This is a genomic window from Neisseria dumasiana (genome assembly GCF_022870885.1).
GTDB lineage: Bacteria > Pseudomonadota > Gammaproteobacteria > Burkholderiales > Neisseriaceae > Neisseria > Neisseria dumasiana.
Map to the genome: position 1 here is coordinate 1052731 of NZ_CP091509.1, position 23863 is coordinate 1076593.

22 protein-coding genes are annotated in these 23863 nt (G+C 48.7%); 19 read left to right on the forward strand and 3 right to left on the reverse strand.

Translation table 11 applies throughout. The features are described from left to right. The first annotated feature begins 41 nt into the window (after positions 1-41). From hemC to LVJ88_RS04790, 7 genes are all read left to right on the forward strand, one after another. The gene (hemC, locus tag LVJ88_RS04760; RefSeq protein ID WP_085417783.1) at positions 42-980 is read left to right on the forward strand and encodes a hydroxymethylbilane synthase; all 939 of its coding nucleotides are present in this window, start codon (positions 42-44) and stop codon (positions 978-980) included. A gap of 207 nt (positions 981-1187) precedes the next feature. Then, positions 1188-2144: a cation diffusion facilitator family transporter gene (locus LVJ88_RS04765; RefSeq protein ID WP_085417778.1), complete on the forward strand. Its 957-nt coding sequence runs from the start codon at positions 1188-1190 to the stop codon at positions 2142-2144. 96 nt (positions 2145-2240) lie between these two features. Further along, a complete protein-coding gene (locus LVJ88_RS04770; protein ID WP_085417779.1) occupies positions 2241-2888 on the forward strand; it encodes an HAD family hydrolase in 648 nt (215 codons plus the stop codon). 342 nt (positions 2889-3230) lie between these two features. Beyond that, positions 3231-5720 (forward strand): type VI secretion system Vgr family protein, encoded by a 2490-nt coding sequence (locus tag LVJ88_RS04775; protein ID WP_244694185.1) that lies wholly within the window; start codon positions 3231-3233, stop codon positions 5718-5720. Positions 5721-5722: 2 nt separating this feature from the next. After that, complete coding sequence (locus LVJ88_RS04780) at positions 5723-6823, forward strand: DUF2515 family protein (protein WP_085418100.1); 1101 nt, start codon at positions 5723-5725, stop codon at positions 6821-6823. Next, the gene (locus LVJ88_RS04785; protein WP_085418099.1) at positions 6789-7796 is read left to right on the forward strand and encodes a hypothetical protein; all 1008 of its coding nucleotides are present in this window, start codon (positions 6789-6791) and stop codon (positions 7794-7796) included. The genes LVJ88_RS04780 and LVJ88_RS04785 overlap by 35 nt, the downstream gene beginning before the upstream one ends. Before the next feature lie 378 nt (positions 7797-8174). Then, entirely contained in the window at positions 8175-8531 is a 357-nt protein-coding gene (locus tag LVJ88_RS04790) for a hypothetical protein (protein WP_085418098.1), read from the forward strand. A 164-nt stretch (positions 8532-8695) separates the two neighbouring features. Here the strand turns inward: LVJ88_RS04790 and LVJ88_RS04795 are convergent, their stop codons facing one another. Next, entirely contained in the window at positions 8696-9568 is an 873-nt protein-coding gene (locus LVJ88_RS04795; RefSeq protein ID WP_054598629.1) for a YicC/YloC family endoribonuclease, read from the reverse strand. Between the two features lie 102 nt (positions 9569-9670). On the opposite strand from LVJ88_RS04795, the gene rph reads away from it, so the two are divergent. The 3 genes from rph (at position 9671) to LVJ88_RS04815 (ending at position 12654) form a co-directional block, all read left to right on the forward strand. Beyond that, positions 9671-10420, forward strand: coding sequence for a ribonuclease PH (gene rph / locus LVJ88_RS04800; protein ID WP_054598630.1), 750 nt, complete (start codon positions 9671-9673; stop codon positions 10418-10420). A 203-nt stretch (positions 10421-10623) separates the two neighbouring features. Continuing rightward, on the forward strand, positions 10624-11805 hold the full coding sequence (gene coaBC, locus LVJ88_RS04810) for a bifunctional phosphopantothenoylcysteine decarboxylase/phosphopantothenate--cysteine ligase CoaBC (RefSeq protein ID WP_085418097.1): 1182 nt from the start codon (positions 10624-10626) through the stop codon (positions 11803-11805). Between the two features lie 243 nt (positions 11806-12048). Beyond that, positions 12049-12654 carry a tyrosine-protein phosphatase gene (locus LVJ88_RS04815; RefSeq protein WP_416171748.1) on the forward strand — a complete coding sequence of 202 codons (606 nt, stop codon included), beginning with the start codon at positions 12049-12051 and terminating at the stop codon, positions 12652-12654. A 103-nt stretch (positions 12655-12757) separates the two neighbouring features. Here LVJ88_RS04815 and LVJ88_RS04820 read toward each other — a convergent pair whose 3' ends face one another. Both LVJ88_RS04820 and LVJ88_RS04825 read right to left on the reverse strand, forming a co-directional pair. Beyond that, positions 12758-13033: a helix-turn-helix domain-containing protein gene (locus LVJ88_RS04820; RefSeq protein WP_085355503.1), complete on the reverse strand. Its 276-nt coding sequence runs from the start codon at positions 13031-13033 to the stop codon at positions 12758-12760. A gap of 355 nt (positions 13034-13388) precedes the next feature. Then, complete coding sequence (locus LVJ88_RS04825) at positions 13389-14621, reverse strand: uracil-xanthine permease family protein (protein ID WP_085418096.1); 1233 nt, start codon at positions 14619-14621, stop codon at positions 13389-13391. Between the two features lie 321 nt (positions 14622-14942). Between LVJ88_RS04825 and cmk the strand changes: the two genes are divergently transcribed. The 9 genes from cmk to ispG all read left to right on the forward strand — a co-directional run bounded on the left by cmk (position 14943) and on the right by ispG (position 23817). Further along, on the forward strand, positions 14943-15602 hold the full coding sequence (gene cmk, locus LVJ88_RS04830) for a (d)CMP kinase (RefSeq protein WP_054598634.1): 660 nt from the start codon (positions 14943-14945) through the stop codon (positions 15600-15602). 159 nt (positions 15603-15761) lie between these two features. Next, the gene (gene rpsA / locus LVJ88_RS04835; RefSeq protein ID WP_085355500.1) at positions 15762-17447 is read left to right on the forward strand and encodes a 30S ribosomal protein S1; all 1686 of its coding nucleotides are present in this window, start codon (positions 15762-15764) and stop codon (positions 17445-17447) included. A 7-nt stretch (positions 17448-17454) separates the two neighbouring features. Next, a complete protein-coding gene (locus LVJ88_RS04840; protein WP_054598636.1) occupies positions 17455-17763 on the forward strand; it encodes an integration host factor subunit beta in 309 nt (102 codons plus the stop codon). Between the two features lie 186 nt (positions 17764-17949). Continuing rightward, positions 17950-19110: a cell division protein ZapE gene (gene zapE / locus LVJ88_RS04845; protein ID WP_085418108.1), complete on the forward strand. Its 1161-nt coding sequence runs from the start codon at positions 17950-17952 to the stop codon at positions 19108-19110. Between the two features lie 80 nt (positions 19111-19190). Continuing rightward, positions 19191-19616 carry a nucleoside-diphosphate kinase gene (gene ndk, locus LVJ88_RS04850; RefSeq protein ID WP_085418095.1) on the forward strand — a complete coding sequence of 142 codons (426 nt, stop codon included), beginning with the start codon at positions 19191-19193 and terminating at the stop codon, positions 19614-19616. A gap of 128 nt (positions 19617-19744) precedes the next feature. Then, positions 19745-20839: a dual-specificity RNA methyltransferase RlmN gene (gene rlmN / locus LVJ88_RS04855; protein WP_054598694.1), complete on the forward strand. Its 1095-nt coding sequence runs from the start codon at positions 19745-19747 to the stop codon at positions 20837-20839. A 1-nt stretch (position 20840) separates the two neighbouring features. Continuing rightward, entirely contained in the window at positions 20841-21605 is a 765-nt protein-coding gene (gene pilW, locus LVJ88_RS04860) for a type IV pilus biogenesis/stability protein PilW (RefSeq protein ID WP_085358773.1), read from the forward strand. After that, positions 21605-22546, forward strand: coding sequence for a RodZ domain-containing protein (locus LVJ88_RS04865; RefSeq protein ID WP_085418094.1), 942 nt, complete (start codon positions 21605-21607; stop codon positions 22544-22546). The genes pilW and LVJ88_RS04865 overlap by 1 nt, the downstream gene beginning before the upstream one ends. After that, positions 22546-23817 (forward strand): flavodoxin-dependent (E)-4-hydroxy-3-methylbut-2-enyl-diphosphate synthase, encoded by a 1272-nt coding sequence (gene ispG, locus LVJ88_RS04870; protein ID WP_085418093.1) that lies wholly within the window; start codon positions 22546-22548, stop codon positions 23815-23817. Before LVJ88_RS04865 ends, ispG begins: the two co-directional genes overlap by 1 nt. Positions 23818-23863: the final 46 nt, after the last annotated feature.

The following is a 23863-nucleotide window of genomic DNA, read 5'->3' on the forward strand; positions in this document are numbered from 1 at the left end:
AGACTTGCGCGGTTAGTGTGACGTACCGCAAATATATTTTTATGACTCCGAAAAAACTTGTAATCGCCAGCCGCGAAAGTGCGCTGGCCATGTGGCAGGCCGAGCATATTCAAGGCCGTCTGAAACAGCTTTATCCCGAATGCGATGTGAGCATTTTGGGCATGACTACGCGCGGCGATCAGATTCTCGACAAAACGCTCTCGAAAATCGGCGGCAAGGGTTTGTTTATCAAAGAGTTGGAGCAAGCCCTGCAAGACGGCCGCGCTGATTTGGCGGTGCATTCGATTAAAGATGTGCCGATGGTGCTGCCCGAAGGGTTTACGTTGGCGGCAATCGGCGAGCGGGCCAACCCGTTTGATGCGTTCGTGTCTAACCAATATGCGCGTTTGGAAGAGCTGCCCGAAGGGGCGGTGGTGGGCACATCGAGCCTGCGCCGCGAAGCGCAGCTGCGTGCCCGCTATCCGCATTTGAACATTAAGCCGTTGCGCGGCAATGTGCAAACCCGTTTGGCCAAGCTGGATAACGGCGATTACGATGCCATTATCCTTGCCGCCGCCGGTTTGCAGCGTTTGGAGCTGGACGAGCGCATCCGCCTGATTATGTCGCCGTTCGACAGCCTGCCTGCCGCGGGGCAGGGCGCATTGGGTATCGAAATTGCCGCCCACCGCTATGATTTACTGGAAGTGTTGAACCCGCTGAACCACGCCGTTACCAATGCCTGCGTAACCGCCGAACGTGCGCTTGCCCGCGCGTTAGACGGCAGTTGCCAAGTGCCGTTGGCGGCTTATTGCACCGAAGAAAACGGCCTCTTGACCTTGCGCGGTTTGGTCGGCCACCCCGACGGTTCGGTGATTTTGCAGGCCGAAGCCCAAGCGCCCGTGGCCTATGCCGATTCGCTCGGCCGTGCCGTTGCCAAGAAATTGGCGGACGACGGTGCGGTAGAGCTGATTCAGGCGATTTTGAGCGAACAAACCGCCTAAACGCGAATCCAATAAACGGCACCGCACCATTTGCCCCGCCGGTTGGCGTGCGGATGCTGTTTCAAAACTGAAACCTGAGGCCGTCTGAACATTCTTCTGCTGACATTCTTTTCAGACGGCCTGAGAGCCTGTTCAAAGTTTTTTGTGAAGCGGTTTTTGTATTGAAAATATTCTGAATAAGCTCAAAAGGGACAAGGAATACCTGCCATGCCGCACGACCATCACCATGCCCACAGCCACACCGCCAATAAAAAAGTATTGGCGGTGTCGTTTGCCGTTATCACGTCTTTTATGGTGGTGGAAGCAGTCGGCGGCTGGCTCACCAACTCGCTGGCGTTGTTGTCGGACGCAGGGCATATGTTCAGCGACGCTTTCTCGCTCGGCATCGCCTTGCTGGCGTTCAAACTGAGTGAAAAAGCCACCACTTTCGACAAAACGTTCGGCTATAAACGCTTTGAAATTTTAACGGCCGCGTTTAACGGCATCACTCTGATAGTGATTGCCGCGATGATATTTTACGAAGCCGTCGAACGCTTCCGCCAGCCGCCGGAAATCGCCACCACCGGCATGCTGGTGATCAGTATCATCGGGCTGCTGGTTAATCTGTTTGTCGCATGGTATATGCTGCGCGGCAGCGACACCGAAGGCAATATCAACATGCGCGGAGCTTATCTGCATGTGTTGAGCGACTTGTTCGGTTCGTTCGGCGCGATAGCCGCCGCCGTGCTGATGATGGCGTTCGGCTGGAAATGGGCCGACCCGCTCGCCAGCGTTTTGGTGGCTGCTTTGGTCGGCCGCAGCGGTTGGCAGGTGTTCCGCAAAACCCTGCACATTTTAATGGAAGGCACGCCCGATAATGTCGATGTCGGGTTATTGCTTGAAACCATCCGCCAAACCGAAGGCGTACAGTCGGTGCATGATTTGCATGTGTGGATGATTACCAGCAACATCAATGCCTTATCGTGCCATGTGGTTGTGGACGGCAGTTTGAGCGTTGCCGAAGCCGAGCAAATCGTTTACCGCATCGAACATGCGCTGGCGCATCAAAATATCCAGCATACCACCGTGCAAATCGAAAGCAGCCGGCATCCGCACGAAGACAGCGTATTGTGCTCGATTCATCCGGACGATCATGAAACGCACGGCCATCATCATGCACATTAAATCTGCTAGAATTGAGGCCGTCTGAAACCTGCTTAACCTCTTTTCAGACGGCCTCAACGCATAGAAAACCGTTACCCATCATCATTAAGGACTCCCATGACCGAAGCCGTATTGTTCGACTTGGACGGCACCCTTGCCGACACCGCACTCGATTTGGGCGGCGCACTCAACACCTTGCTGCGCCGCCACAATTTACCTGAAAAAAGCATGGCAGAAATCCGCCCCGTCGCCAGCCACGGCGCAAGCGGCCTGATTTTGATGGGCGCAGGCATCGGCAAAGACCATCCCGAACATTCCTGCTGGCGGCAGGAATATCTGGCCGAATACGAACGCTGCTTCAACCATGAAACCGTGTTGTTCGACGGTATCGACCGATTGATTGCCGAACTCGATAAACGCGGCATCAAATGGGGCATCATCACCAACAAGCCGCACACCTTTACCCACCGTCTCGTGCCTAAACTCGGCTTCAGCATCGCACCTGCCGTAGTTGTCAGCGGCGATACCTGCGGCGAAGCCAAACCCAGCACCAAACCGATGTTTTACGCCTGCGAACAAATCGGCGTAAAACCCGAAAACTGTATCTATGTAGGCGATGCCGAGCGCGACATGCAGGCAGGCAGAAATGCCGGCATGAAAACCGTATTGGCAAACTGGGGCTATATCGCTGCCGAAGACAAAACCGAAGAATGGCCGCATGATGCGCGTATTGATACGCCGCTGGAATTGTTGGCGCATCTTTGAGCGGTGTAGGCTCAATCCTATTTCCCCAATAACCTAACGCCTGTTTGAAAACCTATTCAAACAGGCGTTGGTTTCATTCTCATCAAATCTCTATCGAGGCTGGCTCAGATTCCGTTAAGCAAAGCGTAAATAATTTCTTCATAAGAAATTATTTACGCTTTGTTTAATTGTAACGTGCTCCTCCAAACAGTTGAAAAAGCTGCTAAATGATGATTGATGCCGTCTGAAACGCTTATTGTTTCAGACGGCCTTTTATCATATGCAAATGGAAAATAAATATCCGTTCTGTTATATTTCTAAAGCATAATTTCCCTTTGTACACACCGCTTTGGAACACCCGCGATGACCCAAACCCAATCCTACCAGCTCAGCTTCTCCCGCTTCACTCCCTCTCTCTCCGTCGTCTCTTTCACCGCCACCGAAGCCTTAAACACAGCCTACCGTCTCGACATCGAACTCACTTCTGCCGATGCCGACCTACCACTGTCGTCGTACATCAACCAAGCGGCCAAGTTTACGGTGACGCCGGTAAGCTCTGATGTGTTGGGACTGATTGAGGGAATGATCGCCCCCCAGGCGTTGAAGGAATGGAGCGGTATCATCACTTCGTGTGAGAAGCTGTCGGTATCGGCGGACGAGACCCGTTACCGCATGGTATTGGAACCCCGCATCGCCGCATTGAAGCATCACCGCACTTCGCGTCTGTTTCAAAACCAAAACATCCCCGACATTATTTCGTCGCTGCTGAAACACCACGGCTTCTCCGGCGTTGATTTCCGTTTCAATACCTCACGCGAATACGGTGTGCGCGAGTATGTGACCCAGTATCAGGAAAGCGACTTCGCCTTTCTCAACCGGCTGTGCGAAGAAGAAGGCATCTGGTACGCCTTCGAGCAGAATGCCCAATATGGCGATGTGGCGGTATTCGGTGACGATACCGCCCATTATTTTCGCGGTAATACCTTTCCCTATCCCTACCGCCCCCACGGCGGATTGGAGAGCGTCGGAGCCGAAGCGGTGTTCGCCTTACAGGTAAAACACAACCCCATCCTCGAATCCATCCGCGTCGGCGACTACAACTACCGCGATGCCGATACCGATTTGTCGTCCCAAGTAACAGCTAAAGATAAGGAAAGCGACAGCAGCGTCTTACTCGGCAGCGACAGCCATTGGGGTTTGCATCAAAAGACACCCGCAGAAGCCCAACTTCAGACGGCCTTACTGCAACAATTGAACCACAGCCGCCGTATTGTTGCCTCCGGCAGCGGCAACATCACCGCCCTCAGCACCGGCCAAGTGTTTCAGACGGCCCCAAGCTTCAGCGAAGCGCCCAACGGCTGGCTGGTAGTGTCGCTCACCCACAGCGGCAGCCGCGACCAAGCGTACAGCCACCGCTTTAGCGCCATCCCCGCCGACAGCATCTTCCGCCCCGAACGCATCACCCCGTTACCCAAGATCCAGGGCAGCCTACCCGCACGAGTCACCAGCCCCGGCAACTACACCTACGCCTATATCGACAACATGGGCCGTTACCGCGTCAAACTGCCGTTCGACCTCGACGAATGGAGCCCGGGCGGGGAAAGCCGCCCCATCCGACTGGCCAAACCCTATGCCGGCCCCGACTACGGCCAGCACTTCCCGCTGCACGAAGGCACCGAAGTGATGCTGTCGTTCGTACAGGGCAATCCCGATAGGCCGTATATCTCGGGTGTGATGCACGACAGTTCCCACCCCGACCACGTTCCCGCCGATTGGAACACCCGCAACGTCATCCGTACTTGGGCGAATAACAAACTGCGGATGGAAGACAAACAGGGTCAGGAGCATATCAAACTGGCGACCGAATACGGCAAAACCCAACTCAACCTCGGCCATATCGTCGACAGCCAACGCCAAAAACGCGGTGATAACGGCGAAGGCTTCGAGCTGCGTACCGACAGTTGGGGGGCATTACGGGCGGGTAAGGGTTTGTTCATCAGCACCGACGCCCAAAATCAGGCTTCGGGACAGGTGTTGGATATGGATGCAGCCATCGCCCAGCTCGAACAGGCAATCTCCCTAGCCAAAAGCCTCAATAAAGCTGCCCACACCGCCCAAAACGAAGCCACCGAGGCCGAAGAGCAGGCAGGCCGTCTGAACGACAGCCTCAAACAATTGCAACGCGCCGGCATCATCCAATCCGCCCCCGACGGCATCGCCACCGCCACCCCGCAAAGCCAACTGCACACCGCCGGCCAACACATCCACCATATCAGCGGCGGCGACACCGACATCAGCACCGGCCGCAACTTTACCGCCCATGCAGTCGGAAGCGTCAACCTGTTTGCCCAAAGCAGCGGCGCGAAGTTACAGGCCAATCAGGGCAAGGTAGAGATTCAGGCACAGAACGACGAGATGCAGATCAACGCCCTCAAAGACGCCACCATTACCAGCAGCGCCGGCAAAGTAACCGTGGCAGCGAAAGACGAAATCCTGCTCACCAGCGGCGGGGCATACATCAAGATTAAAGACGGCAACATCGAACTGGGCAGCCCGAAGATGGTGTGGGTGAAGTGTGCGGGGTTTCAGGTGATGGGGCCGAGTTCTGCAGGGGTGAATATACAAGGCATACCTGCCGTTGAAAAGTATGATGAGCAGTTTCAATTGCTTTTACCCGATTCTTCCCCTATGCGTTTCGTTGAATACAATATACGGTCAGGAGAGCAGGAAATTACCGGGAAAACTACCTCGAAAGGCATGAGCCAACGCATACACACCGAACAAAAACAGGAATTAGAAGTTGAATTAAAGTGGGTTGGCTTTACCGCCGACCTTCCATACGGAGAAGCCTGATTATGACAACCCAACTGACTTTCAAGACCGCAGAAACCAATCAAACGCCCGAAAGTTGTGCTGCTTCTCAATGCGGATGCCCTACATTTTGGTCGCTTTTACAGCAGAAAAGCTATGTATTGCTTTCTAATCAAACGGTAAAAAATCAATACCACTTAGAAGCATGGTATGAACAGCGCGCCCGCAGGATAGCTGCGGTTTATGCACGGATTTACCTTGAAACGGACAAAGACATGGGAGCCAATCCGCGCTTGAAAGGCCGCTTTTATTGGATGGGCTTGGGGGCATTCGCTTCCAAAACCGTAGCGGCTACGTTTGATTCTTGGCTGACACGGACAGGTTATCAGGGCAATAAAGTAACCGCCAATTTTTTGGATGCCCCGAAATCGGTACATATTTTTGCCAAAGGCAATTTGTGGCTGTTTATGGATGTGGCACCGTGGCATTGGGCTTGGGCGGTTAGCCCCGGCTCGTTCGAGCTGTGTAAGGGCAGCCGCAATGCAGACAGCTACGTTTCGCCGGTAAAAAAGGCGCTGAATGCTTTGCCGTGGGCTTCCACCGCTCTGCCCGGGGTAAGGGGGTTTCGGCTAACTAAAGAAATTCGGGACGCTTTTGCCTTGCTACCGGAAATAGAAAAACAAAAGCCTTTTTCTTCAGAAAAAATCAAGAAGGATCAATTCACACATCTAAAAATAATTGCGGTACAGGAACAGAAAAACATCCTGCAAGGGATCTGTTGGAATCACCCGTGGATGCAGTCAGGCGCGCGAGCGCAGAGATTTTGGAGAAAACCGAAAACTTTTATTCGTTTCCACAGTAATTATGATGAAGAAATGAACGGTCTATTTGGCAAATCTGATAAAGAACGTTACGGCTTGCCGGAAGATCCTTTTTCGTACGCCCCAAAAAACATGAAAGCAGAAGAATACGACAGTAGGATGGATTGGATTTTAGCTGTAGCTAAAAAATATCATAATTTGATGATAGATCCGAATGGTAATAGCTATGTTGAAGGCCATTTGCGTAACATCGCAGGTTGGATTAATAGCAGTAAAGAAGGAGAAACCGATGGCTATTCCAACGACCCACAAGGCAACCAATAAATACCGCTGGGCTGTGCTGATCGTCTTAAGCACCATCATTTTATTATGCTCGGCAGCCTGCCGGGAAGAAAAGGAAAAAAACATGACACAAAACGTAACATTGGAATTGGGTAGAAGCGGCCCACAAACTTTCCAACAGGCTGGGGCAGCAATGGATAACCGCACCGCCGGCGAAATCGCGGGATTTCTTGATTTGAAATGGAAACCTTCCGCTTTGGGTAATGTAACCATCAAACACGGCGGCCACAGCTTAACTATTCCGCATACTTTTACCGTAATGGGTACAGTATGGCCTAAACCCGCAGGCGAGGGGGTGGCCAGTATCGACTTAAACAGCGGCATCAGCGCAGATGAACTTATCCGTCACCGCGAAGCCTATGATTTATGGGTAAAGCTGATGGAGCAGATTCAAGACAGTGGATGGCAGCCGTTTATTGAATTATCCCAGCCAAGGCTGTCAGGTAAAGATGCACTCAGGTATTTTCAGGATAAAGAAAATTTCGGCTTAGGACATGCCATAGACCCTTATATTCTGCCGGATTTTCAAACATGGCTGACAGTAGTTGCCCAAAGAGGTATTTTTACATATTTTCACCTAAATGGTCTTGCAATGAGTATTTCTCTTGATCAGACCGTTAAAGATCAAGAAGATTTAGACCGTATCAATAACAAATTAAATTTCACCGAATGGGGGCAATATATGCTGGATATTAAATTTACAACCACACGGTACAACACTCGAAATTTTGTATACCACAAATTTATTCCAGACGATTCCAGCTTGGAACAGATTGACGAAGAAATAAAGAAAATCAACGCCGACTTACCGACTTACTTAAAACGCTATCAGAATATAGAGCTTTCCAAACGTAAGCAGGAAGAAGAAAGACTAGCTAAATTAGGCTACAAAATCGATACGACTTACCAAGACCCCGACCCGTTACCTTATTTGCAGCAAGAACCGAAGTTCTAAGTTTGAGCAAATATGCCTGCTTGGCGGAATGTCGGGCAGGCATATTTACTCAAGGCTTTTGGATTCGAATTTCAAGTGAAATCTTAGGTAGTGCAGGCTAGAACAGATTCAAGAATAAAGCACTTGGTGTTTTGTAGCTAAGAGAGTATGGGAACATCTGCTGTGAAACGTTTTTAATGATTTGCCGATTGATTTAAATTCTCTATCTAGAGATAAAGTGGATCTGAAATTATTTATTTGCGGACAGATGGATAATCTAAAAATTATAATTAAAATGCCAATAATATATTTCTTTTATATTCCCTTAAAATTAAAAATCTTTTAGATACCAGCTTGGGAGCGATTATTCTTTAAGGATATATGAAGAAGTAAATTTACATGAAAAAATATTTGATTTTATTAGCATTATTATCATTAATTGCAGCTTGTAATTCAAAAAAAGACGTGCAAATATTACCCGATGCGGAATTGGGAGAGCCATATTCAGTTAGAATAGATTTTAGCAATGGCCAAAGAACATATCCCGATTTTTTTAAAGTTACTATATTACCTGCGGATTCTGGTTTATCTGATTCCGGATTAACTGGAAAATGGGATAATGAAACAGTCATCTCCGGTATACCAAAAGTAAAACAGGATATTTCTATTGAAATTTATTATTTAATACTGGGGCCGGTAGGGTTTTTTGAAGATAAAGAGCAAACGAAATTTTATAAAATAAAAGTTAAAGAATAAATAAAAGGCCGGGATCCTTACAAAACCCGCATCTGAAGGGTATTTTTGTGCTGCTCGCTTACTTGCCTATCATGTGATATGTCTGCGCTCGCTGTGCTGCTTTACCTGAAACTGTATCGATATCTAGCGGTTTTTGTAGAGATCTCGGGCCGTCTGAATCAATGCTATTCGATATTCTGAACCTGTTCGCGCATTTGTTCTATTAAAACTTTCAGTTCTACTGAAGCCTGCGTGCATTCGGCGGCAATCGCTTTGCTGCCGAGGGTGTTGGCTTCGCGGTTGAGTTCCTGCATCAGGAAGTCCAAACGCTTGCCTACGCTGCCTTGCGAGCTGGTAACGATACGGCGGACTTCTTCGATGTGGGTGCGCAGGCGGCTGAATTCTTCGTCGACGTCTGATTTTTGGATAAACAGGGCAAACTCCTGCTGGAGCCGGTCGTTATCGATATTTTCTACCGCTTCTTTCAGACGGCCGCGTACTTTTTCCATGTGCGCTTCGAGCAGTTCGGGGAATACGCCGCTTAAACCGTTGATGATTTTTTCCATTTCATACAAACGCATCAGTAAATGCTGGGCGAGCTTTTCGCCTTCGCGGGCACGGGCGGCGGTAAAATCGGTTAATGCTTGTGCCAACAGGTTTTTCAATACTTCGGCAAATGCTTCTTCGTCTTCGTTTTGGCTGGCCAGCACACCGGGAAATTTCAAAATGTCGGCCACTGTCAGCTTGCCCAAATCATCGTGTGTTTTACGCCATTGTTTGTTTAGTGCGGCAAGTTGGGCGACCAGTTCTTCGTTAACCGCCAGGCCTTGTCCGTTTTGTGCAATATCCTGAATTTGGATTCGGCATTCCAGTTTGCCCCGTGCCGCGTTGGCGGCAATGGTTTCGCGCAAGGTATTTTCGAGATGGCGCAAATCGTCAGGCATGCGGAACTGCACATCAAGATAGCGGTGGTTTACCGCACGGATTTCCAAATTGATGCGTTTGCCGCCGCACTCGCCTGCCGCATTGGCAAAGCCGGTCATACTGTGGATGGTCATAATGCCTTACTCCGAATTAAATGGTATTGGGGGGAATCGTTGCAAAATATACCACAATCCGTCATGTTATAATCCGCTCCAATTGAGAATAAAGGAACTTTTATGACTGCTTACGTCCGCACTTCGCGCCCCGCCGATTCGCTGCGCAACATCACCATCACGCCCGGTTTTCTGCCCCATGCCGACGGTTCGTGCCTGATCGAGTTCGGCAATACCAAAGTGATCTGCACGGCTTCGATTGATGAGAACCTGCCGCCTTTCCTGCGTGGTAAAGATCAAGGTTGGGTAACGGCCGAATACGGAATGCTGCCTGCATCTACTGCTTCACGAATGCGCCGCGAAGCTGCGGCAGGCAAACAAAGCGGCCGCACGCAGGAAATCCAACGTTTGATCGGCCGCTCTCTGAGGGCGGTAGTGGAATTGGATAAGTTGGGCGAACGTCAGATTTTGATCGATTGCGACGTGATTCAGGCCGACGGCGGGACGCGCACGGCTTCGATTACCGGTGCGTTTGTAGCTTTGCAGATGGCGGTAAACAAACTGGTTCATGCCGGCATGTTGATACACAATCCTATCCGCGAAGCTGTGGCGGCCGTGTCGGTAGGCGTAGTTGGCGGCGTTCCTTTACTGGATTTGGATTATCCCGAAGATTCGGGCTGCGACAGCGACATTAATTTGGTAATGACCGCTTCGGGAAAAATCATCGAAATACAAGGCACGGCCGAAGGTGCGCCGTTCAGCATCGAAGAACTCGGCCAATTAATCGGCTTAGGCAAGAAAGGCATTGAAGAACTGTTCGTCCACCAAGAACAAGCCCTGAAGCGGGCGGCAAACGGCATTCAGACGGCCTGACAGATTCAAAGGCCGAGACCTTTGTAAAACCCTCGGATGTGGATGCAGTTCAAAGCGTAGCAGCGCAGTAAGTGCAGACATATCATGTAGATAAGCAAGCGTTTGCAAAGGTCTAAGGCCGTCTGAATAATTTTTCAGACGGCCTCATCGATATAAACACTTTCATAAAACTGCTTGTTAGCAGTCATACATTTACACCGTTTATGAGCAAACATATCCTTCTCGGTATCAGCGGCGGTATTGCCGCCTATAAATCCTGCGAACTCGTGCGCCTGTTAAAAAAACAAGGGCACAGCGTAACCGTTGCCATGAGCCGCGCCGCCACCGAATTTGTGCAGCCGCTTACCTTCCAAGCCTTGAGCGGCAACCCCGTTTTGGCGGAAACCCACGCTGGTGGCAGCGGCAACGGCATGGCGCACATCAATCTTACCCGCGAAGCAGACGTATTTCTGATTGCGCCCGCCAGCGCAAACACGCTCGCCAAAATCGCCAACGGTATAGCCGACAACCTGCTTACCAATCTCGCCGCCGCCCGCAAATGCCCGTTGGCCGTCGCTCCGGCCATGAATGTAGAAATGTGGTTCAATCCGGCCAACCAACGCAATATCGCCCGGTTGATTTCAGACGGCATCACCGTGTTCCAACCTGCGTCGGGCGAACAGGCTTGCGGCGAAACCGGCGTGGGCCGTATGCCCGAAGCAGCCGAGCTGGCCGAATTGCTGCCCGATTTATGGGCCGAAAAAGCGCTGCACGGCAAAAAAGTACTGATCACGGCAGGAGCAACTTTTGAAGCCATCGACCCCGTGCGCGGCATTACCAATATTTCCAGCGGCCAAATGGGTATGGCACTTGCTCGGGCCTGCCGCGCCGCCGGAGCAGAAGTTACCCTGATTTACGGCCAAATTCAGACGGCCTTGCCGGTAGGGTTGGCGCATAGCGAACAGGCAATCAGCGCAGAAGCGATGTACCGCGCCGTAATGAAGCACATCGCACGGCAGGACGTGTTTATTTCCGTAGCCGCCGTGGCCGATTATAAAGTCAAAAACAGCAGCCCCCACAAGCTGAAAAAAGACGGCTCCGGCAACCCGCCTGTTATCGAACTTGAAGAAAACCCCGATATTCTTGCTTCGGTAGCCGCTCTTCCCGATGCGCCTTTCTGCGTCGGCTTTGCTGCCGAAAGCAACAACGTATTGGAATACGCGCGCACCAAACGGCTGAAAAAAGGCATTCCCATGTTGGTGGCAAATGATGTGGCGGTAGCGATGGGAAAAGCCGTGAACCGAATCACCATTATCGACAACCAAGGCGAAAAAGCTTTTCCCGAAACCGACAAGAACCAAGCGGCCGCAGCCATTGTTGACAGGCTGGCCGAACTGCTCGCTTAACCGTTATAGTCAATCCGCTTCATGTTTCATACAAGGCAGCAAGCCGCAGGCAGTACAGGCAGTACGGAACCGATTCTGTTGCCGCTTTAGCGGCTTACACAATCGTTCTCTTTGAGCTAAGGCGCAGCAACGCCATAGTAAAGTTTAAGTTGATTGACTATATACGGGCAAACCCGGTTTCAGACGGCCTGTATTCACAACCAGTAAGGCCGTCTAAAAATCAAAATAAAACAAGGAACCGTCGTGCATATCAAATTAACCGCCATATTTCTTTTGGCAGTATTTTCAACACCGGCTTTTGCTTCACAGTTGGAGCAAGATGCTTTGTCTGAAACGGCTAAGGTGTGGGCTCAACCGGTCAAACAAGAAGCCAATCTATACCGCATTGATCCCAATCTCTACCGCAGCGAACAACTTACCGCCGATGATGCCGCCGATTTAGAAAAAATCGGTGTAAAAAGCGTTATCAACCTGCGCTTTTTCGACCGAAATGATAATGAAACCGTTCTATCCGGCCGTAACTTCACGCTGCTCAACCGCCCCTTGCTCACTTGGCGTATCAAACCCAAAGACATAGCCGATACGCTCTACCTGATTGAACAACATCAAAAAAACGGCCCGGTGTTGATACATTGCTATCACGGTGCCGACCGTACCGGCCTGATTTCCGCTATGTACCGCATCGTTTACCACGGGTGGACAATCGAAGAGGCCAAAAACGAAATGCAGCAAGGCCCTTACGGTTTTCACAGCATTTGGAAAAATATAGGCAAACTGTTTACCGAAACCAATGTTGCCGAAGTTAAAAAACATCTCGAAGCTTTGCGCCTTCAAAACAGATATAGTTAAGCGGTTTAACGATTTTGCAATTTTGCATTTTGAAGCATGTTAATCAACACGCTAATCAATAGGTAACGGGCGGCTTAATCAAGTGTGATTGCTTATTCCGGCTTTATTCCATCATTTCCAAGCGTGCTTGCGGCGGCAACAAGAGCTGGTAAGCGGGAACGCCTAAAGCTACTGCCATTTTTTCTATGTTGGACAAAGCGATATTCCAACGCTTGCGCTCAACCGCCGAAACATAAGTACGGTCAAGCCCGCATTGGCGGGCGAGTTCTTCTTGCGACCACCCTTTGTTCACGCGAAACAGACGCATGTTATAAGCCAACACGGCGCGCAGATCAGATTCGTCGGGCAGTTCGGCCGGTGCAGTCAGTTTGTTGCTCATGATGTGTCCTTATGAATTTGCTTTAACGGATTTTACTTCACGTTAAGTTTAAATGAAATACTCTCTTTGAGATAAAGTATAGCGACGACATAGCAAGTTAAGGGTACTTATGATCACAACACAGAGAGCGCAGATATATCACATAGACAGGCAAACAAGCGGGCAGCTCATAGTCCAAAAATGCTAGAGCGGATGATGGAGGTAGAGGTTTCAGGTTGTCGGATGTGTATTATCAAATTAAATGATTCTGAGAAAAGCACAGCGGAGAAACCTGATTGTGCCAAAGCTTTTTCGGCTTTTAGCAGCTTGTTTCTCCGCTGTGCAATGCTGTGCAATAAAGACAAAACCGTGTGTATTAAATTTCTTCGTTTAATATTTCAACCGGTTTTTCATCGGGGATCAACCAGTTGAGCACAATGGCGAGAATGGCGCACAAACCCACACCGGCAAAGCTGACTGTGCCGAATTTAATCACCATGCCGCCTACGCCGGTGGTCAATACGGAGCTTACGATCACGAGATTCTTCGGCCGCATTAAATCTACTTGGGCATCAATCAGGGTTTTCAAGCCCAGAGAAGCAATTGTGCCGAACAGCAAAATCATGATGCCGCCCATCACTGGTAAGGGAATCGATGCTAAAAAAGCATTGAATTTGCCGAAAAATGCCATACAGATGGCAAATATTGCAGCCCAAGTCATGATATAGGGATTGCTGTTTTTGGTGATCATTACCGCACCGGTTACTTCACCGTAAGTGGTTACGGGCGGGCCGCCGATGAGGCCGGCTACGCATACGCCCAAGCCGTCGCCGGCGAGTGTTTTATCCAAACCGGGGTCTTTGGCATAGTTGTTTCCGGTTACTTTACCGATGGCCATTACACCGCCGATGTGCTCGATTGCCGGAGCGATGGCAACGGGAAGCATAAACAAAGCAGCTTGCCAGTTGACTTGCGGCGTTTCAAAGTGCGGTACGGCAAACCAAGGGGCATCGCTAATGGGAGCAGTATCGACTAAGCCGAGCATCCACGCCGCTATATAACCTGCCGCAACGCCGATCAGAATGGGGATAAGCTTCATCATTTTGCTGCCGAACACGGCCACCACCACGGTAACGGCAAAAGTAAAACCGGAAAGTATTAAAGATTGGGTGTAATCCACAGCCTGTTGGCCGCCTGCCTGCCCCATAGCCATCTGGCTGGCAACCACCGCAACCGACAGGCCGATTACCATAATCACAGGGCCGATAACAACCGGAGGGAGCAGGCGGTTTACCGTTGCCAATCCGCGCCATTTGATCAGCGCCGCAAATACAAAATACATAAACCCCGCGGCAAACAGGCCGAACATGGTAGAGGGCAGCCCCCATTCGCTTATCGAATAGATAATCGGAGCAATGAATGCAAAAGAAGAGCCGAGAAAAACCGGCACTTTGAATTTTGTTACCATTTGGAAAAGCAGCGTGCCGATGCCTGCGCCCAAAAGTGCTAAAGCAGGGTTTAACCCGGTAAGCAGGGGAACAAGTACCATTGCACCGAAGGCCACAAATAAAATCTGCGCGCCCGAGACGGCCAGTTTGAGTTGTTGCATGTTAAGTTCCGTTAGTTTATTGAAGTCAAACGGTTGCAATTATAACGCCGTAAAAGCAGGTTGTGTTTACAGATCATCAGGTTTCAGACGGCCGGGTTCAAAAATATCCGGCTGGCCGTTTCAGCAAAATAACTTGCAGAATCAGGGTGTGCCGATATAATCGGGCCTGAAATATCTCGGTTTGCATCTGCCGGTGTTTCAAACGGCATATCAGGCAGGCTGAATGCAAAAGGCCGTCTGAAAAGCATTCAAACCAATTTGAACATTACTGTCTGTTATCATATTTTTTCAAAAAATTCACATTAAGTTGAAGACAATACAATGGATTTAAACCGAAAAATCATCGCCATCGACGGCCCCAGCGCATCCGGAAAAGGCACCGTTGCCTCGCGGGTGGCGGCTGAATTGGGTTTTGATTATTTAGATTCAGGCGCGCTATACCGGCTCACCGCCTTACATGCGAAACACCAAAATATCGGTTGGGATGATGAAGAAGCCTTAGCCGGATTGGCTCATGGCCTGCCCGTAGAATTTGTCGGAAAAACCATTTTACTTGACGGTAAAGACGTATCCGAAGCCATCCGCACAGAAGCTATCGGCATGGGTGCTTCTGCCGTGGCCGGGTTGCCGAAAGTCAGGCAGGCACTATTGCAGCGCCAACGTGATTTCCTTACCGAAAAAGGCTTGGTAGGGGACGGGCGCGATATGGGGTCGGTTATTTTTCCCGATGCCGCTTTGAAAATATTCCTAACCGCATCGGCAGAGGTTAGGGCGGAGCGCAGAGCAAAACAGATAGGCGAGCCGCTCGGCGGCGTAGCATTTGAAAGAATATTGGCCGACATTCAAACACGCGATGAAGCCGACCGCAAAAGGCCGGTAGCTCCGCTTCAACAGCTGCCCGATGCCCACCTGCTCGACACAACAAATTTAAACATCGAGCAGGCAGTAAAAAAAGTGCTTGATTGGTATGCAGAAATCTAATTAATACTGTATAATCCCGCAATCTTTTTCAGACGGCTTCAGTTGAACAAGAGGCCGTCTGAAAAACTTTTTTGATTCATAGGCTTGTTGTGCCAAGGGCATCAAGCTTTTTGCAAACCAACCCCGCACCCCTTGGCGGTGTATTGAAAAGAGTAATATATGACTATGGAAAATTTTGCCCAGCTGTTGGAAGAAAGCTTTACCCTTCAAGAGATGAATCCCGGTGAAGTGATTACCGCTGAAGTAGTGGCAATCGACAACAACTTCGTTACCGTAAATGCCGGTTTGAAATCAGAGTCTCTGATCGACGTGAGCGAATTTAAAAACGCACAGGGCGAGATTGAAGTAAAAGTTGGCGATTTCGTTACCGTAACCATCGAATCAGTTGAAAACGGTTTCGGCGAAACCAAACTGTCGCGCGAAAAAGCCAAACGTGCCGCCGATTGGATTGCTTTGGAAGAAGCCATGGAAAACGGCGACATCCTGTCCGGCGTAATCAACGGCAAAGTAAAAGGCGGTTTAACCGTTATGATCAACAGCATCCGCGCCTTCCTGCCCGGTTCGCTGGTTGACGTACGTCCCGTAAAAGACACCTCACACTTTGAAGGCAAAGAAGTAGAATTCAAAGTGATCAAACTCGACAAAAAACGCAACAACGTAGTGGTATCACGCCGTGCCGTTCTGGAAGTGACTTTGGGCGAAGAGCGCAAAGCACTGCTGGAAAACCTGCAAGAAGGCTCAGTGGTTAAAGGTATCGTTAAAAACATTACCGACTACGGTGCATTCGTTGACTTGGGCGGTATCGACGGCCTGTTACACATCACCGACTTGGCATGGCGCCGTGTGAAACACCCGAGCGAAGTGTTGGAAGTAGGCCAAGAAGTTGAAGCTAAAGTATTGAAATTCGACCAAGACAAACAACGCGTGTCTTTGGGTATGAAACAACTGGGCGAAGATCCTTGGAACGGCCTGACCCGCCGCTATCCGCAAGGCACCCGTCTGTTCGGTAAAGTATCCAACCTGACCGACTACGGTGCATTCGTAGAAATCGAACAAGGCATCGAAGGTTTGGTACACGTTTCCGAAATGGATTGGACCAACAAAAACGTTCACCCGAGCAAAGTTGTTCAGCTGGGCGACGAAGTAGAAGTGATGATTCTGGAAATCGACGAAGACCGCCGTCGCATCAGCTTGGGCATGAAACAGTGTCAAGCCAATCCGTGGGAAGAGTTTGCCGCCAACCACAACAAAGGCGACAAATTATCCGGTGCGGTTAAATCGATTACCGACTTCGGCGTATTCGTCGGCTTGCCCGGCGGCATCGACGGATTGGTTCACTTGTCTGATCTGTCTTGGACTGAAGCAGGCGAAGAAGCCGTACGCAAATACAAAAAAGGCGAAGAAGTGGAAGCCGTTGTATTGGCGATTGATGTTGAAAAAGAGCGTATCTCCTTGGGCATCAAACAATTAGAAGGCGATCCCTTCGGTAACTTCATCAGCGTAAACGACAAAGGTTCTTTGGTAAAAGGTACTGCTAAATCAGTAGATGCCAAAGGCGCGGTTATCGCCCTGTCTGATGATGTTGAAGCATATCTGCCTGCGTCCGAGTGGTCTAGCGAGCGCGTGGAAGATCTGCGTAACGTATTGAAAGAAGGCGAAGAAGTGGAAGCTGTTGTTTCTACGGTAGATCGCAAAAACCGCAGCATCAAATTGTCTGTTAAAGCCAAAGATGCCAAAGAAAGCCGCGATGCTTTGAATTCAGTTAATGCTGCTTCAACTGCAAGCGCAGGCACCACCAGCTTGGGTGATTTGCTAAAAGCCAAGTTGTCCGGCGATCAGGAGTAATACAGGCATGACCAAGTCTGAATTAATGGTGCGTTTGGCAGAAGTTTTTGCTGAAAAAAACGGCACTCAATTGGTGGCCAAAGATGTAGAGTATAGTGTAAAGGTTTTGGTAGATACAATGACCCGCTCACTGGCAAAAGGCCAACGCATTGAAATCCGTGGTTTCGGCAGTTTCGATCTTAACCGTCGCCCCGCGCGTATCGGACGCAATCCTAAAACCGGCGAACGTGTGGAAGTACCTGAAAAATTCGTACCCCACTTCAAACCGGGTAAAGAATTGCGCGAACGCGTCGATCAAGCGATGTCAGACAAATAAGCAATGTAAACAAACGCTGCAGAAATGCAGCGTTTTTCTTTTTCTGTCTAATTTAATTTTTGTGTTTGATTTATTTTCGCCTCTTAATTTAAGCAAACCCAATCAGGCTTTTAATAATAAACACTTGGAGGCCGTCTGAAATCATTTATAATGGGCAAACCTGTTTATTTGCTCTACATAACAATGATGACTAACAAAGAAAATCGGTTTGTAGCACCTGATTTCAGCAACCACAGCCCACTTACTTGGTATCAAGCGGCTTCTGAGCAACCGGCATTTATCCGCGACGAGGCGCAGGCTAAGGCAATCGAATATCTCGACCGTTTGTGGACGGAGTTGATGATGTTCAAGCGTAAGCGTAACCGTTTTTTGGGGCGCAGTTTGCGCTCTCCGCAATTGCCTAAAGGTTTGTATTTCTACGGAGGGGTTGGCAGGGGGAAAAGCTTCCTTATGGATGTGTTCTATGGCTGTTTGCCTTACCGGCGCAAACGGCGTGTGCATTTTCATGCGTTTATGGCAGAAGTTCATAAGCGCATGAAAACCCTGAAAAGCGAGGCTAACCCTTTAAAAGCTGTTGCGGCCGAGATTGCTAAAGAAACACGGGTATTGTGTTTTGATGAATTTCATGTAAGTGATATTGCAGATGCAATGATTTTGGGCAGGTTGTTAGAAAATCTGTTCGAAAATGGGGTGGTGTTGGTTGCAACGTCTAACTATGCACCTTCGGAGTTATATCCTCAAGGGCAAAATCGAAGCAGTTTTTTACCGACCATTGCGCTGATTGAAAATAAACTGACCGTTTTGAATGTGGATGGAGGTGAAGATTACCGTTTGCGTACTTTAAAGCCGGCCGAAGTTTTTTATGTGCCCGACAGCCCGGAAAATGAGGAAAAACTTGCAGCTTTGTTTGCGCAAGTTACACACGGTAAAACCAAATCTCCCGAACCAATTATCATACACGGCCGAGAATTAATCTGTAATGCGCATGATGATAAGGCAATCTGGTTTGATTTTCGCATGTTGTGTTTTGGTCCGCGTTCCCAAGCGGATTATCTCTATTTGGCGGAAAATTATGAAATGGTGTTTGTGTCGGGTATTGAAAAGCTGAATGAAAGTGAAAAGGCAGAAGCACGCCGTTTAACGTGGCTGATAGATGTGCTATATGATTTTCGGGTTAAATTTTGTGCAACAAGTAAAGTGCCGGCAGAAGAAATTTATGTGCAGGGCGATTTTGCGCATGAGTTTGTCCGCACAGTCAGCAGAATGGTAGAAATGCAGTCGGAAGAATATTTGGCACAACCTCATTTGACTTTAGGTGTTAAAAACAAAAAAAATACTGATGTTTAACCTAAATAGGGGCGGAGTTTGATAAAATACGTGCCCAGCTTATTGTTTTCAGTTAATAATAAACGTAAAGGAACTTTTTCATGGCTATTGAACGCACTATTTCTATCATCAAGCCTGACGCGGTAGCTAAAGATGTTATCGGTCAGATTTACAGCCGCTTCGAAAATAACGGCTTGCGCGTTGTGGCAGCTAAAATGAAACATCTGAGTACAAAAGAGGCTCAAGATTTCTATGCTGTTCACAAAGAGCGTCCTTTTTTTGGCGATTTGGTTTCTTTTATGACCAGCGGCCCTGTAATGATTCAGGTTTTGGAAGGTGAAAATGCAGTAGCTAAAAACCGTGAGTTGATGGGAGCGACCAATCCGAAAGAAGCGGCGGCAGGTACGATTCGTGCTGATTTTGCAGAATCTATCGATGCGAATGCAGTTCACGGTTCGGATAGTTTGGAAAATGCTGCTAAAGAGATTGCTTATTTCTTTAGCGAAAGCGAAATCTGCGCCCGTTAAACGTATATCTGTTGTGCTTCGGGCTGTCTGATGTTTCAGACGGCCTGAAGGTTTTTAAATGGCAGCTTTATAAATATTAAGCTGGATATATATTAAAAAGCTTTCATTTAAAAGCTTAAATGATGAACATGAAAACCAATCTGCTGAATTTTGATTTAAACGGTTTAACCCAATACTTTGCTCAGATGGGTGAAAAACCTTTCCGAGCCAAGCAAGTTATGCGTTGGATACATCAATCAGGTGCTTCTGATTTTGATGAGATGACCGACTTGGCTAAATCTTTGCGTGCAAAGCTAAATGAAAATGCCGTTGTGGAAGTGCCGAAGTTGATGACTGCTCAAGAGTCTTCAGACGGCACCCGTAAATGGTTGCTGGATGTGGGAACTGGAAACGGTGTAGAAACCGTTTTTATTCCTGAGTCGGAGCGCGGAACACTATGTATTTCGTCTCAAATCGGATGTGCATTGGAATGTACATTCTGTTCAACTGGGCGCCAAGGGTTTAATCGTAATTTGACTGCCGCAGAAATTATCGGTCAATTATGGTGGGCGAACAAAGCACTGGGAGTAACGCCTAAAAACGAGCGCATTATTTCCAATGTGGTTATGATGGGCATGGGCGAGCCTTTGGCAAATTTTGATAATGTGGTAACTGCATTGAATATCATGCTCGATGATCATGGTTACGGTTTATCCCGGCGGCGCGTTACTGTTTCTACTTCGGGTATGATTCCTCAAATGGACAGGTTGAAAGAAGTTATGCCGGTAGCTTTGGCCGTTTCCTTGCATGCTTCCAACGACGCGGTTCGTGATCAGATTGTGCCATTGAATAAAAAATATCCGCTAAAAGAGCTGATGGCGGCATGCCGACGTTATTTGGAAAAAGCGCCAAGGGATTTTGTAACTTTCGAATACGTTATGCTTGACGGTGTGAATGATCAGGCTCAACACGCAAGAGAGCTGATTCAGCTTGTGCGTGATGTGCCCTGTAAGTTTAATTTGATTCCTTTCAATTCGTTTCCTAATTCGGGTTACAACCGCTCAACCAATGCCAATATCCAAGTATTCAGAGATATTTTGCAACAGGCGGGGTTCGTAGTAACAGTTAGGAAAACCCGCGGCGATGATATTGATGCAGCCTGCGGCCAGCTTGCCGGGCAGGTGAAAGACAAAACGCGCAGGCAACAGAAATGGCAACAGGTTATGTTGGAACAAAGGGGCTGATATGAAATTCAAAACCGGTTTGGTTTGTGTGTTGATGTTGGGGTTGGGGGCATGCGCCGGAAGCGGTGTTAAGCAGCCTAGTGCGCGCGAGAGAGCCCATCAAGTGTCCAATATCAAAACGCAATTGGCGTTGGAATATATGCGCGGCCAAGATTACCGTCAAGCAGTTGCCAGTATTGACGAAGCATTGGCTGCCGATGCCAAAAATGAAAATGCTTGGTTGATACGTGCCCAAATTTATCAATATTTGAAGGTTAGGGATAAGGCGGAGGAAAGTTTCCAAAAAGCTTTATCTATTAAGCCGGCGAGTGCCGAAATCAATAACAACTACGGTTGGTTTTTGTGCAGTATTCAAAACCGCCCCAACGAGTCAATAGCTTATTTTGATAAGGCTTTGGCAGATCCTACTTATCCTTCTCCACATATTGCCAATTTAAACAAGGGTATATGCAGTGCAAAAATGGGGCAGTATTCTCTATCGGAAGCTTATTTCGAACGTGCTTTAGCGGCGGCTCCCCAATTTTTCCCTGTGTTGAAAGAGATGGCGCGGACAAAAATGCTTGCCGGCAATCTCAGCGATGCGGATTATTATTTCCGTCAGTATCAAAGTAAGGTGGATATGCTTGCTGCAGATGATTTGTTATTGGGCTGGAAAATATACAAAAACTTGGGGGATATTCAGGCTGCTTATGAATATGAAGCACAATTAAGGGCAAATTATCCGTATTCCGAAGAACTGCAAACAATTACAACAGGACGTTTGTAATGACTGATAATCAAAATACCGAACAATATTCTGCAAATAGTGTTGCTGCAGAATTAGGAATGAAATTGCGTCAGGCCAGGGAGCAGAAAGGTTTTTCTATCGGTGAAGTTGCCGAGCGCTTGAAGTTGTCTGCGCGCCAAATTGAAGGCTTGGAAAGCGGAAATTACGAAGGTATGCCCGAATTGGTGTTTGTGCGCGGTTTTCTGCGTACTTATGCGCGTTTTCTAGGCTTGGACGAGCAAGAGGTTTCCGCCTATCTGGATCGGATTATGCCTCAAAGCCGCAGTAATGTTTATGCTGTGGAAAGAAACGGCAGTTCATCGTTAAACTATCAGCAAACCGAAATAGCCAAAACATTTCCTAAATGGATTTTGGGTGTCGCATTATTGGCTTTAATCGGCGGGGGCGTTTATGTTTGGCAAAGTAAATCACAAACAGAATATGCTAAACAAAACGACACTATTGTTCCGCCCGAATTAAGCAGTACTCCAACGAACGGTTTGAATGCGGATAATGTTTCTGTGGTTTCTATGGGCAGTGATGCGGTTGCTTCTGCTATTCTCAACCCGGTTTCTACTGCTTCGGGTGCGGTTGTGACGGCAGCTTCGGATTCTGTCGGTGCTCAAACAAACGTTTCGGTTGCGTCAGGTGCTTCTCAAGATATTGTTGCCGGCGCGAGTGGTGTAACTCCTGTTGCCGCAGATGAGCTTTTGGTTAAAGTTTATTATCGCTCTAAATTGGTTATCAAAGATAAGAGCGACCAATTTGTGATTAATGAAATTGTGCCTGCCGGAAGCGAACACCGTTTTAAAGGCGGGGCACCTTATAATGTTTGGATCGGTTATGCACCCGGTGCAACTGTGAATTACGGTGGTCAGGAAATCGCCGTTCGTAAGCATATGGTCGGTAAAACGACTTCATCATTTACCGCGGGACAGTAATGAGCAATTCCCCTATCAAACGAAGAGAAACCCATCAAGTTAAAATTGATCACTTAACCGTTGGTTCCGATGCGCCGGTGGTGGTGCAGTCTATGACCAATACGGACACCGCCGATGCCGCCGGTACCGCTTTGCAGGTGAAGGAACTGAGTGATGCCGGTTCTGAAATGGTGCGGATTACGGTTAACAGCCCGGAAGCTGCTTCTAAAGTTGCAGAAATCAGAAGCCGTCTGAACGATATGGGCTGTCAAACGCCTTTGGTAGGCGATTTTCATTTCAACGGTGAACGTTTGTTGCAAGAGTTTCCGGATTGCGCCAAAGCTTTATCAAAATACCGTATCAATCCGGGTAATGTGGGTAAAGGTGCGAAGGGCGATGAAAAATTTGCCTATATGATCCGCACGGCTGCCGAACACGACAAAGCGGTGCGTATCGGTGTGAATTGGGGATCGTTGGATCAAAGCCTCGCCAAGCGTATGATGGATGCGAACTTGGCATCGTCGGCTCCGCAACCGCCCGAGACGGTGATGAAAGAGGCTTTGATTGTTTCGGCATTGGAATCTGCTCAAAAAGCAGTGGATTTGGGTTTGCCTGAAAACAAAATCATATTGTCGTGCAAAGTAAGTGCAGTACAGGATTTGATTCAGGTTTACCGCAAATTGGGAGACAGCTGCCGCTATCCTCTGCATTTGGGTTTGACTGAAGCCGGTATGGGAAGTAAAGGCATTGTGGCATCTACGGCTGCGTTGTCCGTATTGCTGCAGGAGGGTATCGGCGATACGATTCGCATTTCTTTGACCCCCGAACCGGGCAGCCCGCGTACTCAAGAAGTTGTGGTTGCGCAAGAGATTCTTCAAACTATGGGTTTGCGCTCCTTCACGCCTATGGTAACGGCTTGTCCGGGCTGCGGGCGCACAACCAGTACCGTATTTCAAGAGCTGGCCAGAGATATCCAGCATTATTTGCGTGATCAGATGGCAGTATGGCGGACACAATATCCCGGAGTGGAGTCATTAAACGTGGCGGTAATGGGATGTGTGGTTAACGGCCCGGGAGAAAGCAAATTGGCTGATATCGGCATCAGTTTGCCGGGAACGGGCGAAACACCTGTTGCTCCCGTATATGTTGACGGCGAGCGTAAAGTAACGCTCAAAGGCGATAACATGGCGGCAGAGTTTTTAGCTATTGTGCAGGATTATGTGGAAACCAATTACGGAGAGGGCGGAAAAAAGCGAAATGAAAGCCGGATTATTCCTATCCGTTCCGTATAATCGGTTTCCGTTATTTTCTTGTTTGAGATCGGCATAGAGCGGTTAC